This is a genomic window from Campylobacter sp. RM12637, assembly GCF_020137645.1.
GTDB lineage: Bacteria > Campylobacterota > Campylobacteria > Campylobacterales > Campylobacteraceae > Campylobacter_E.
On record NZ_JACGAV010000004.1, the window covers coordinates 76,712 to 90,197 of the forward strand.

General features: G+C 27.3%; 11 protein-coding genes. 10 read left to right on the top strand and 1 reads right to left on the bottom strand.

Features of this window, described 5'->3' with window-relative positions:
• Position 1 precedes the first annotated feature (1 nt).
• The gene (locus tag AVBRAN12637_RS03290) at positions 2-3,538 is read right to left on the bottom strand and encodes an autotransporter outer membrane beta-barrel domain-containing protein (protein WP_336615309.1); all 3,537 of its coding nucleotides are present in this window, start codon (positions 3,536-3,538) and stop codon (positions 2-4) included.
• A 90-nt stretch (positions 3,539-3,628) separates the two neighbouring features.
• On the opposite strand from AVBRAN12637_RS03290, the gene AVBRAN12637_RS03295 reads away from it, so the two are divergent.
• From AVBRAN12637_RS03295 to pth, 10 genes are read left to right on the top strand one after another with little or no spacing between them, the layout of a single operon-like run.
• Positions 3,629-4,684: a lipid-A-disaccharide synthase gene (locus AVBRAN12637_RS03295; protein WP_336609233.1), complete on the top strand. Its 1,056-nt coding sequence runs from the start codon at positions 3,629-3,631 to the stop codon at positions 4,682-4,684.
• Between the two features lie 4 nt (positions 4,685-4,688).
• On the top strand, positions 4,689-5,168 hold the full coding sequence (gene greA, locus AVBRAN12637_RS03300; protein ID WP_239802743.1) for a transcription elongation factor GreA: 480 nt from the start codon (positions 4,689-4,691) through the stop codon (positions 5,166-5,168).
• A complete protein-coding gene (locus AVBRAN12637_RS03305) occupies positions 5,168-5,896 on the top strand; it encodes a UDP-2,3-diacylglucosamine diphosphatase (RefSeq protein WP_336615310.1) in 729 nt (242 codons plus the stop codon). Before greA ends, AVBRAN12637_RS03305 begins: the two co-directional genes overlap by 1 nt.
• Before the next feature lie 2 nt (positions 5,897-5,898).
• Positions 5,899-6,843, top strand: a complete 945-nt coding sequence (locus tag AVBRAN12637_RS03310) for a chemotaxis protein (protein WP_214116629.1) — start codon at positions 5,899-5,901, stop codon at positions 6,841-6,843.
• An 11-nt stretch (positions 6,844-6,854) separates the two neighbouring features.
• A complete protein-coding gene (locus tag AVBRAN12637_RS03315; RefSeq protein ID WP_336615311.1) occupies positions 6,855-9,227 on the top strand; it encodes a hybrid sensor histidine kinase/response regulator in 2,373 nt (790 codons plus the stop codon).
• A gap of 4 nt (positions 9,228-9,231) precedes the next feature.
• Positions 9,232-9,732 carry a chemotaxis protein CheW gene (locus AVBRAN12637_RS03320; protein ID WP_214116625.1) on the top strand — a complete coding sequence of 167 codons (501 nt, stop codon included), beginning with the start codon at positions 9,232-9,234 and terminating at the stop codon, positions 9,730-9,732.
• Positions 9,732-10,697, top strand: coding sequence for a transaldolase (locus tag AVBRAN12637_RS03325; protein WP_336615312.1), 966 nt, complete (start codon positions 9,732-9,734; stop codon positions 10,695-10,697). The genes AVBRAN12637_RS03320 and AVBRAN12637_RS03325 overlap by 1 nt, the downstream gene beginning before the upstream one ends.
• A 9-nt stretch (positions 10,698-10,706) precedes the next feature.
• Entirely contained in the window at positions 10,707-11,891 is a 1,185-nt protein-coding gene (locus tag AVBRAN12637_RS03330) for a type IV pilus twitching motility protein PilT (RefSeq protein ID WP_214116621.1), read from the top strand.
• 59 nt (positions 11,892-11,950) lie between these two features.
• The gene (locus tag AVBRAN12637_RS03335; RefSeq protein ID WP_214116615.1) at positions 11,951-12,487 is read left to right on the top strand and encodes a 50S ribosomal protein L25/general stress protein Ctc; all 537 of its coding nucleotides are present in this window, start codon (positions 11,951-11,953) and stop codon (positions 12,485-12,487) included.
• Positions 12,484-13,020 (top strand): aminoacyl-tRNA hydrolase, encoded by a 537-nt coding sequence (pth, locus tag AVBRAN12637_RS03340; protein WP_214116613.1) that lies wholly within the window; start codon positions 12,484-12,486, stop codon positions 13,018-13,020. The genes AVBRAN12637_RS03335 and pth overlap by 4 nt, the downstream gene beginning before the upstream one ends.
• Positions 13,021-13,486 lie beyond the last annotated feature (466 nt).

Below are 13,486 nucleotides of genomic sequence, written 5' to 3' on the forward strand. Positions count from 1 at the left end.
ATTAGAAGTTATATCTATATACTAGGTTAAAGCTATAATCTATGTTTAGATTACCACCGAATGTTTTTTCAAATTCTAAGCCTATATTTGAACGATTATTTAGCTTATAAGAGCTTGATAAATTAACAAATACTCTTGAATCTCTTTTACCATTATTAATACTTATAGTATCTAAATCTTTTATAGTTTTCTTAGAATTATTTACCAAATCACTAGCAAGTCCAACGCCTGCTCTAAGTGATAAATCATTTTTATTAAAACCTGTAAAGATAGCTGTTTTTAAATTAAGTGGGATAAAAGAATCTGATTGTAAATATAATTTTTTATCACTACTTGTTAATTCTTGCTTACTTACATAACCTGTTATTAATTCAATTTGTGGTTCTAAATAAAAATTATTAAAATCTTTTCTATATCCAATCTCAGCACTAGCTAAAAAAGTATAAGAATTATTTGGTTTTAAAGAATTTGTAACTTCGTTTTGATTTTTAACATATAAATTAAAATCATTTTTATAATTTATATATTTTGCTATTACATCAAAATACAATCCATTATCATATATAGTGCTAGAGTATGCTCCAAAACCATAACCTTTTATACTGCCATCTAAATTATCACTTAAACTATATTTACTAGCATTAAAAATAAGCCCTGTGTAATTTACATAATTATTGCCTTGATTTAATTTATCAGCACCTAATTGCATTTCATAAAACTTAGTCTTGTTTGCGTGTTCGTAAGAGCTTTGACCTGTATAAGCTCTAAACCAAATTCCAGCATTTGCATCTGTATTATTTCTTAATTCTCCCATTCTTTTTTGCAAGTTATTCCATTCTAACACATAGCTAAAAAATACTTGATTTAACGAGCTATCAATCATTTGTGTAACTTCTTTATTTTCTTGAACGAAGAAATAATCTTTAACACTAGGCTTATTTAAATCATCGTTAGGTTTAGTAGGTTCTGGCTTTGTTTCTGGCTTTGTTTCTGGCACAATAGGAGTTGTATTTTCAATATCTTCTTTATTTACCTTTACTAAATACCAATTAGCCTTGCCATTTTCATTAACAAACTCAACATTAGGTGTATAAATACTGATATTTTCTTTATAATCAAGTGCTTTTAAATAATCATTATTAATAGTATTATTAGTATTTACAAGACTTGCTAATAAAAACTTATTAGCATTAGCTAAATCAGGTTTAATCATAAAAGTATTTTGCCCACCTAGTGTGCTTATACTTGATATTAGAGTATTGTTTAAACTAAACATAAAATTAGTCTTGCTAGCATTTAAATTAGCTACATTTATATTTGCATCAATATTTGCATTATTTAGCTTTAAAGTAGAATTATTATCTTCTGTGATTATAGAACCACTAAAATTAGAATTATTCATAATGCTAAGAGTTGAATTATTTTTTAATTTCACATTTGCAGTCACTTCAATATCTTTTGCAACTGAACTAAACTCATTAGCAAAAGAAGTAAATACTAAAGAGCTATTTATATGATTTGCATCATATTTATCAAGATAAATCAAATTCTCTCCTATACTAAGATTTGATTTATCTAAAGTAATATTATCTGATGTTAAATTGCTATGTTTTAATATTTTAAAGGTTGAATTACTTAGATTTATATTATTTGTTTTACTTGTTCTATTTTCGTATTCATCTTGAGTATTTGTATTAGGAGCAATATTTACACCTAAAGAATTAGCTAAAGATTGATTTAGAAAATAAGAATGCTCTAAAGGATGACCTTGTAATATCGTAGTTCCACCATTTACACTTAATTCATCAGCTTTTATTTCTCCATCAAATACAAAAGTCTTAGAATTATTCAGTTTTAAATTAATATTATCGCTAATTTGTCCATGATAAATACCTATATCATTAGTGTTATTTATACTTAGAGTTGATTTTTTAGAATTTGAATTAATAATCTTAGTTCTAAAATCATTTGCTTGAATTTTATCAAAACTTAAATCAACTCCATTTAAATCCAAATATCCACCATTAAAAACTAAATTAGCATTATTAATTTGATTTGCATTAGTTATTTTTAGCCCTGCATTGTTTAGAAGATAAATTGAACTAAACGCTTTATTGCTTGTATTTAAAATCGTTAGCCCTTCGCCACTTCTTAATCCACCTGCACTTTCTTTGCTAATTTCTAGCGTTCCTTTTCCCATTTTATGCAAATTATCATTAGCTGCTGTTTTTGCATTAAAATTAAGTGTCTTACCATCATCTATCACAACTCCACCCAATAAAACTTCTTCGCCATTTAAAGTAGAATTATCTTTAAAATAAAACACACTTGAGCCAAAATTTTCATTATTTTTTAAAGCAATACTTGCAGCTTTACTAAATACTAAATCTTTATTATTTTCATTATATTTATCTTTAATATTTGAATATATATCATTTGAATTATAAGAATTACCACTTAAATTAGCAGTAAAATCATTCTTAAAATCATTAATTATAAAACTATTTATAAGAGCATATTTTGTATAAGAGCAAGTTGTATTATCATCACCACAATCGCTTCTACTAACTACTCCAATTACTAGCCATTCTTTTTTCAGATTATCCCATACATAAATAGCACTTCCACTATCTCCTGGAGCTGAAGTATTTGAAAAATCAAGCCTTATATCTTTATAATAATCCTTTGCACTTAAATGTAAATATCCTGTTTCTGTTTTGCTTTTATCTTCATCTACATATAAAATTCCGCCGGTTAAAAACTCTGAAGGATCAGCTACTTTTTTAGGAAAAATATTTGTATTAATATTACCAATTTTTTGAATTCCACTACCTGTTCTTGCATATACGCTAAATCTTTCTGGATTATTTAAAATTTCACCTTTTCCTATATTATCATCATCTTTTTCACCGCTTGTTTTAATATATTCTTTATAAGCTTTAATATCCCACTCACTAGAGCTATTTTTATTAAAATACTTATCTTGATATATTACATTTTGGTCATTTTTTAAATTTTCACTAACATTTGTGTTTTTAAAATAAAATTCTTTATCAATTAGCTTTGCACTTTCATTGATATTTAATTTACTCATTTTAATTACAGCAAAATCTTTTAAATCATCAACTTGAACTAATTCACTACAAGATTTATTCCATTTAAAATAATCTTTAAAATTTGTATCACTTGCTACTACTTTTGATTTTACTAAGCCAAATTCATATTCTTTATCTTTTTTTATTAAATCATTTCTATATGTAGGACTAATCATATGAGCTGCAGTGATTGCAAAAGAGCCGCCTATATTAGTAAGCTCACCCATTAAATCTCCTGTAGTATTTGCTGCATTAAAACTTGGCATAGGAACTTTAAAATCAATAGTTTTTCCATAAATATCTGTAACTTCTATATTATTACCTACTTTAAATTTGCCTTTGTTATTTCCAAAATCTAAATAATCTTGATAAGCAAAATTAGGATTTACAACACCTGCAAATAAATTAACACTAAGTAAAATGGCACTATATTTGATTTTCATAGTGGCTCCTTATATTAAAATTATGTTTTATAATAATATCAATATACTTTAAATTCTCTTTAAAGAATAATTTTTATTAAAGGAAAAAATATGAAATTATTAAGCATAGCTTTAGAAAATTCTGCAAATTCTCATCTAAAACATATATTAAAAAAATTAGATAATATAGAATTATACGGGATTTATGATATTAATTTAAAAAATGAAATTCCTATTTTAAATTCTAATAATTATTGTGATTTTACAGAATTTAATGCTATGGGTTTTGTGCAGATTTTGCCACTTATTTTAAAAGCAAAAAAAGCTATAAAAGATTTGGTTCAAATAGCACTTAATGACAAAATTGAAAAGATTTTATTAATTGATTCTCCTGCTTTTAATATACCATTTGCAAAAGCCTTAAGAAAAGCAGGTTTTAAAGGCAAAATTATTTATTTTATCTTGCCACAAGTTTGGGCTTGGAAAAAAGGTAGGATTAAGGTGGTTGAGAGTTTATGTGATGAATTAGTTGGGATTTTGCCTTTTGAAAATCAGTATTTTAAAAAATCTCATTATTTTGGAAATCCAAGTAATGAAGCATTGAAAGATTATTTTAAAGAAAACTCAAATTCTAAAAAATTAATAGCCTTTTTACCAGGTTCAAGAAAAAGCGAAATCAAATCTTTAATGCCGATTTTTAGGAATTTAAAACAAGATTTTAAAGACTATGAATGCGTAGTTTGTGTGCCAAATTTTTTAAAAGATAAATTATATTTATATGGGGATTTAAGCGGCTTTACTATCTCATATGATACTAAGGCTACTTTAAAAGAATGCGAGTTCGCTTATATTTGTAGTGGGACTGCAAGTCTTGAAGCAGGGCTTATTGGAAATGCTTTTTGTTTATGTTATAAGGCTAAAATGATTGATTATTTCATAGCAAAAACTTTAGTAAAAATCAAATTTATTGGACTTTGTAATATTATTTTTGATAAGCTCAATTTGGGCGAATTTCATAAAGAATTCATTCAAAATTTAGATAAGACAGAGTTATTAAAAGCATTTGAAAATGCAAATAAAGATGAATTTTTAGAAAAATCAAAAAAATTAAGAGAATTAACTAAAGGTGAAATAGCAAATAATTTAGCAAAATTAATCAAGGAGTAATAATATGGAAATGATGACACAAAAAGGATATGAAAAATTATTTAAAGAATTAGAGCATTTAAAGGTAGTTGAGCGTCCTAATGTGGTAAAAGAAATTGATATTGCAAGGTCTCACGGAGATTTAAAAGAAAACGCTGAATATCACGCAGCAAGAGAAAAACAAAGCTTTTTAGAAGGCAAAATCGCAGAACTTAGCGAAATTTTAGCAAATGCTAAGATAGTAAATCCAGCAGAATTTAATCACGATAAAGTAAGATTTGGTAGCACGGTTTTGATAATGGATTTAAATACAGAAGAAGAAAAAACATTTAGCATAGTAGGAAATAGTGAAAGCGATTTAGATAAAGGTTATATTAGTATAAACTCACCTATAGCAAAAGCTATGATAGGTAAAGTTGAAGGCGATGAGTTTAATGTAGTATTACCTAAAGGTAAAGCTAGTTATGAAATACTTGAAATTTATTATAAAGAGCTTGATATTTAATGCTTGTATTAAAAGAAGGAGCAATTTTTATAGCCGATGTGCATTATGATAGCACTAGGCTTGATTTTGTAGATTTTATAGATTTTTTAAAAAAGACTAATCCACCACAAGTAATACTTCTAGGAGATATTTTTAATCTTTTAATAGGTGGAATTTCAAGTTGTAAAAACGATAATTTAGATATTATAAAAGCATTAGATGATTTAGCTTTAAAAATAGAAATTATTTATTTTGAAGGAAATCATGATTTTAATTTAACTAAGCTTTTTAACAATGTAAAAATCATTAAAAATCAACCAATTTTAGCAACTTATAACAATAAGATTTTTGCTATATCTCACGGAGATATATTCTTACCAATCATCACTCAAATAGCTTTAAGATTTTTAAGATTTAGCTTTGTAATTTTTATATTAAATTTATTAAATATTTTAAGTTTTGATAAAATTTATCAAAAGATTTGCAATCAACAAAAGGTAAAAAAGCTATATAAAAAATTAGATTTTTTTAAAAAATTAATGGAATTTAGAATTAAAAAATATAAAAGTTTTTTTGTAAAAAAAGGCGTAAATATTGATTATATAATAGAAGGACACTTTCATCAAGGAGATGAGTATTGCTTAGAAAATATAAAATACAAGAATTTAGAAGCTTTTGCAAATGACCGAAGTTTTTTTATACTAGAATATGACTTTATAAAAAAATATAACTTACCCAGAAAGGAGTAAATATGGCAGAAGATAAAGTCTTAAAGGCTGATTCTAATGAAATGGAACTTGTAGATTTTCGTATCTATAAACAAGGACAACATAAAGTCTATGAAGGAATTTATGGAGTTAATGTTGCTAAAGTTAAAGAAATCATAAAAATACCTGCACTTACAGAATTACCAGGTGTTCCTGAATATATTGAAGGAGTATTTGATTTAAGAGGAGTTGTAATTCCTGTAATAAATTTAGCTAAATGGATGAATATAATTGAGCCAAAAGATATGGTATTAAAACCTAGAATTATTATTGCTGAATTTTCAAATATTATGATAGGTTTTATAGTTCATGAAGCAAAAAGAATTAGAAGAATTAATGCAAGTGATATTAGAGGTTCTGATTTTTCAACAAATACAGGCGGATTTGATAAAAGTCAAATAACAGGAATTGCTAAGATTGAAAATGATGAAGTTTTATTAATCTTAGACCTTGAAAGAATTGTTGAAGAGCTTGGAATTTACTCTCCAAAAATTGATATAGAAGAAAAAGAAATCAAAAAAATGACAGGAACAGCAGTTGTATTAGATGATAGCTCAACTGCTAGAAAATTAGTTCGCGATGCACTTGATAAAATGGGCTTTAAAGTAATTGAAGCAAAAGATGGTGTAGATGGACTTAATAAAATGAATGAACTTTATGAAGCATACAAAGGCGATATTGCTAATCAAGTAAAAGTTATTATTAGTGATGTTGAAATGCCACAAATGGACGGATTTCACTTCGCTTCAAGAGTTAGAGAAGATATTAGATTTAAAGGTATTCCAATTATCTTCAACTCATCTTTAAGCAACGAATTTTCAACTCTGAAGAGTAAAGATGTAGGTGGAGATGCCTTTTTAACCAAATTTGATGCTAATGTATTTTACAAAGAAGTATCAAGAGTAATTGAATCATATATTAATAAGTAAGGAGCGTAAATATGGAAGATATGCAAGAGATATTAGAAGACTTCTTGGTAGAAGCTTTTGAATTAATTGAACAAATAGATCACGATTTAGTTGAGCTTGAGAGTAATCCTGAAGATTTAGAATTACTAAACCGCATTTTCCGTGTTGCTCACACAGTTAAAGGAAGTTCAAGCTTTTTAAACTTTGATGTTTTAACAAAACTAACTCATCATATGGAAGATGTTTTAAACAAAGCTCGTCACGGCGAATTACTAATAACTCCTGATATTATGGATGTTGTGCTTGAATCAATTGATATGATGAAAGACTTATTACATTGTATTAAAGATAATGGCAATGATACAGCAATAAATATGGATATTAGCTCAATTTGTAGCCGTCTAACTGCAATTAGCGAGGGTAAAATTTTAAGCGAAGTTAAGGCTGAGCCAAAAAGTTTAAATGAAAAAATTGAAGAATTAATTGAAAAAGATTCAAATAGTAATGAAGAAGAAGTAGATGTAAATTCTTTAAGTGCTGATGAAGTAGAAGCTGAAATTGAAAGATTATTAAAACAAAGAAAAGCTGAAGATAAAGCAAGAAGAGAAGAGAAAAAACAACAAGAAGCAGTGGTAGAGACTAAAAAAGTTGAAAAAGTAGTTGAAACACCTGTTGAAAAGCCGGTAGAAAAAATCTCTGAAAGAGCTAGTGAAAAACAAGATACAAGAGAAGCTAGAAATGCGAAACAAGCACCTGTAGCTGCTGATAAAGGCAACTCATCAAATATGGAGCAAACTATTAGGGTTGAAGTAAAAAGACTTGATAACCTAATGAACTTAATAGGCGAACTTGTATTGGGTAAAAATAGACTTTTAAAAATCTATGATGATGTTGAAGAAAGATATGAAGGCGAAAAATTCATAGAAGAATTAAATCAAGTTGTAAATCAATTAAGCGTAGTAACAACTGATATTCAATTAGCTGTAATGAAAACAAGAATGCAACCAATTGCAAAAGTATTTAACAAATTCCCAAGGGTTGTTAGAGATTTAAGCCGTGATTTAGGAAAACAAATTGAGCTTGAACTTGAAGGTGAAGAAACAGAACTTGATAAATCAATCGTAGAAGAAATAGGCGATCCTATTATGCATATGATTAGAAATTCTTGCGATCACGGAGTTGAATCAGCAGAAGATAGAATTGCAGCAGGCAAACCAGAAAGAGGAACGGTTCAGCTAAAAGCATACAATGAAGGAAATCACATAGTAATTGAAATAGCTGATGATGGTAAAGGACTTAATGCTGAAGTATTAAAAACTAAAGGTATTGAAAAAGGAATTATTAGCGAAAGAGAAGCTGATAATATGAGCGATAAAGAAGCTTATGGTCTTATATTTAAACCAGGATTTTCAACTGCTAAACAAGTAACAAATGTAAGTGGTCGTGGTGTTGGAATGGATGTTGTTAAAACAAACATTGATAAGCTAAATGGTATTATTGAAGTAGATAGCGAGTTAGGAAAAGGAACGGTTATAAAACTAAAAATCCCATTAACACTAGCTATCATTCAATCACTACTTGTAAAAACTCAAGAAGAATTCTATGCAATTCCACTTGCTAGTGTTCTTGAAACAGTAAGAGTTGCTATTGATGATATTTATACAATTGAAGGCAAAAATGTTTTAAGACTTAGAGATGAAGTTTTATCACTTGTAAGACTTAGTGATTTATTTGGAGTAAAACAAGTACTTGAAAATAGCGAACAAGCTTATGTAGTTGTTGTTGGTGCAGCAGCTTCTAAACTTGGAATTATAGTAGATACTTTAATAGGTCAAGAAGAAGTTGTAATTAAATCTATGGGATATTATTTACAAAATATCACAGGAATTGCAGGCTCAACCATTCGTGGAGATGGTAATGTTACATTAATAGTTGATGTTGGTGCAATGATGGATATGGCAAAAGATGTTAAAGTAGATATTAAAGCAAGTAGCGAAAGTGGTGCTAAAGTTTCAAAAGAAAAACCAAGTGATTATGTAGTTTTAGCTGTTGATGATTCTCAAATTGATAGAGGAATTATGAAAAAAGCATTAGAACCACTTGGAATTAAAGTAATTGAAGCAAGCAATGGTGTAGAAGCTTTAAATATAGTAAAAAGTGGCGAGCATTCAATAGATGGAATGCTAATTGATATTGAAATGCCAAGAATGGATGGTTACACACTAGCAGCAGAAATTAGAAAATATGCAAAATATAGAAATCTACCACTAATTGCTGTTACAAGTAGAACTAGCAAGAGTGATAGATTAAGAGGCGTAGAAGTAGGAATGACTGAGTATATTACAAAGCCTTATTCTTATGAATATTTAGAAAATGTAGTAAGAAAGAATTTAAAATTAGGATAATGTAATGGAAAGATTAAATCAAGTTTTAAATAGACAACAAGAACAAGTTAAAGGTGCTTCTGGTAGAGATGTAAAAGAAGAACAAATTAGACAATTAGTAGGATTTATGATTGATGAAGAAGAGTATGCAATTCCAATTCTAAGCATACAAGAAATCATAAAGCCTATTGAATACACTAGAGTTCCTAGCGTTCCTGATTATGTATTAGGAGTATTCAATATGCGTGGTAATGTAATTCCATTAATTGACCTTGCAAAGCGTTTTGGCTTGGGTAGTTCAAAACATACTCAACATACAAGATATATAGTTTTAAAGGGTGAAGAAGGAAATATCGGTTTTGTTATTGATAAATTAACAGAAGCTATCAAAATTAAAGAAAGTAATATTGACCAACCACCTGAAACTTTACTTAAAGAAAAAGGTATGATTGATGGGATTGGCAAGCAAGAAAATAGTATTTTAACTATATTAAAAGTTGAAGCTTTAATGAAAAGGGATTTTTAATGAGTGGATATAGCATTTGGTGTGATTTTATTGAAAATAGTTTTTTAGATAATGAATTTTTACAAATGCTAGCTAGTGGCACTATAAATGGTGCTACTAGTAATCCTAGTATATTTAAAAATGCAATTACTACTTCAGCATATTATAAAGAAAGAATTAAGCAATTAAATATAAAAAATAAAGAAGAATTATTTTTAACTCTAGCCTTAGAAGACATTAAAAAAGCAGCTATTAAAATGAGCTATTTATATGCAAAAGATAACAATAATGGTTTTATTAGTTTTGAAATAAATCCACTAAATAGCAATAATGCAGGTCTTAGTATTGCAGAAGGTTTAAAGATTGCTAATTTAATAAATATGCCAAATTTAATGATAAAAGTGCCGGCAACTAATGCAGGATATGAAGTTATGAATACATTGGCAAGTTATGGAATTAGCATAAATGCTACACTGATTTTTTCTTACGAACAAGCAAAAAAATGTAATGATGCAATAGCACAAGGTATGAAAAAATATAAAGCAAAAAATCCTAATGGAATAATTAATAAAGGTGTAGTTAGTATTTTTGTAAGCAGAGTTGATAGCTTATTAAATAATAGATTTAGCGTTAAAAACCAAATAGGAATTCAAAACGCAATTTATTCAGCATCTAAAGTAGATAGTGAAAATATAAGAGCTTTATTTGCAAGTACAGGAACAAAAAGTAATGATTTAAGTAAAGATTATTATTTAAAAGAACTAGAATTTAATAACACTATAAATACAGCTCCAATTAATGCTATAAATGCCTATAAACCTAGTAAAACTATAAAGAATTTAAATCAAGAAATAATTTCAAATTCAAAAGATTTTATATTCTCAACTATAAACGAAATTGAGTATAATGCCGCTTGCAAAAAACTTTTAGAAGATGGATTAATCCAATTTGAAAAAGCATATATAGATATTTTAGAAAGTCTTTAAAGGTTATTAATGGAAATAGATTTAGAAAATATTCGTTGGGAATTAAGAGATAATTTAGATGGTTGGTTAAATACCTTAATTGAAGTTGGTGGAAGTGATTTACACCTTAGCTCAAACCTAAATCCAAAAGGTAGAGTAAATGGAGAAATTAGCGAAATAGCACCTGATATTATATCAAGAGAAGATATGTTAGATTTATGTAAAGCCCTAACAAGGGGAGATTTTACAAGATTTGTAGATAATAAAAATATAGACTTTTCTTATGAACCTAAAAATAAAGATAAATTTAAATATAAAGGCTCTTTTCGTGTGAATTTATTTTTTACAATGAATGGACCTAGTGCTGTTTTTAGAACAATCCCTGATACTATGCCAAGTTTTGAAGCATTAAAACTGCCAGAAGTTATTAAAGATATAACAACAACAGAAACAAGGGGATTAATATTAGTTACTGGACCAACTGGTAGTGGTAAAACGACTACACTTGCTTCAATCATTGAATATATCAATCAAAACTACCATAGACATATTATCACTATTGAAGACCCAATTGAATTTAAATATAAACCTGCAAAATCAATAGTAAATCAAAGAGCTATAGGACAAGATGCTTTAAGCTTTCAAGATGCACTAAGAGCAGCTTTAAGGGAAGACCCTGATATTATTCTAGTAGGTGAGATGAGAGATTTAGAAACCATTGAAGTAGCAATGCACGCAGCAGAAACAGGACACTTAGTTTTAAGCACACTTCACACAATTAATGCACAAGAAACATTAAATAGGGTTTTAGGAATGTTCCCTAAAGAAGAGCAAAACAGAATTAGAAGTTCATTTTCTGGAGTATTAAAGGCTGTTATTTCTCAAAGATTATGTAAAACCACAGATGGAAAAAGAACAGCTGCTATTGAAGTTTTAAGAGGAAATGAGCGTATAAAAAGACTTATTTTAGAAGGTAGAGAAAACTCAATAGGCGATGTATTAAAAGAAGGCACAATGAAAATGCAAAGTTTTGACCAACATTTGCTAATGCTATATAAATCAGGAAGAATTACAGAAGAAGAAGCGTATGATAAAGCAAGTAATGCAAATGACTTGAAAGTATTAATTGATGGTTATAAATTTGGAGAAGCTAAAAAATCATCATCTAATGTAAGCACTGGTTTTCAATTTAAACTTGCTTCTCAAGAAGAATAATATTTTTATTAAACTTTTTATAGTATTATTCACACTTATTTTTTTTGAAAGGACATTTTATGTTAGAAGGACAAATTAGACAGAGTATTGGTAGAAAGTCAGCTAAAGCTGCTAGACAAGATGGTATGCTAATTGCTAATATCTATGGCAAAGGCGTTGAAAATATCCATGCGGTATTTAAAACAAACGAATTTATTAAAGAAGTTCGTAAAAAAGACGGATTAATTTTCCCTGTTAGTGTTGATGGTAAAACTTATGAAGTTGTAATTGTTGATTATCAACACCATCCAGTAACTAGCGAAATTAAGCACGTTGATTTAAAAATAGCACTAAAAGGTGTTGAGAGCTTTTATATGGTTCCAGTAAAAGTTGTAGGAACTGCAAAAGGTCTTAAAAATAAAGGTGTATTAATTCAATCAAAACGCCGCTTAAAAGTAAAATGTAAAGCAGAAAATTTACCTAATTTCTTTGAATTAGATGTAACTGATTTAGATGTTGGTGATGCTTTATTAGTAAGAGATATTAAAGTTGCTGATAATGTAAAAATTATTGACGCTGGTCGTGTAGCTGTTGTTGGAGTTGAAAAAGCTAGATGATTTTAGTAGTAGGCTTAGGAAATCCTGGCGAGAAATATGCAAATACTCGCCACAACCTAGGCTTTATGTTAATTGATAAATTACTTAACTCTTCTTACACTAAACAAAGTTTAAACTGTAATGGAGAACTTTATAAAAAACAAAATATATTACTACTCAAACCACTAACCTATATGAATAATTCAGGGGAAAGTGTAAAGAAAGTCGTAGATTTTTATAAACCAGAAAGAATAATTGTATGCCACGATGAAATGGATATAAATTTTTCTAAGCTAAAAATTAAAAAAGGTGGTAGTTCTGGTGGTCATAATGGATTAAAATCCATAGATAACTTTATAGGTAATGATTATGAAAGAATTAGATTAGGGATTGGAAAACCTGATTTAAAATATGAAGTTATTAATTATGTTCTTGACAATTTTAATGAAAATGAAAAAAAAGAATTAGAAAATTTCTTAAATTATTCAAAAGACGCTTTAGAATATCTTTTGGACAATGATATATTAAAAACTCAAAATAAATTTCATAATTAAACACTTTCAAATAATTAATAAAATTATTATTCTTAAATAATTAATAATACAAATATGTATTTAAATAGCCTAATATTTTGGTTATTGTAGTTTTGCCAAACTCATAAATAAATTACAATTTATAATAATCGTGGTATAGACTTAAAATAAATCATATTTAAAGCCTATTTAAAATGTTTATTTAAAAACAAAATTTTTCAAAATAAGATAAATTAAATTGCAAATATAAAATTATTTATCAATTAATTCCATTGACAAAATACTCATTAAATATTTATAAATGTTTAAAAAGTTAATTTTATGAATTTAAAAATATACTTATATAATTAAATCACAACAATAGAATTTATAAAAAACTTAATATAGTCAAAATCTACATATATTTCTAAAAATATAAAAGTAAAAATTAACAAATTCTCTAATTTGAACTATTTATAAAACACTTAGAAAATAATTAATTTAGCTA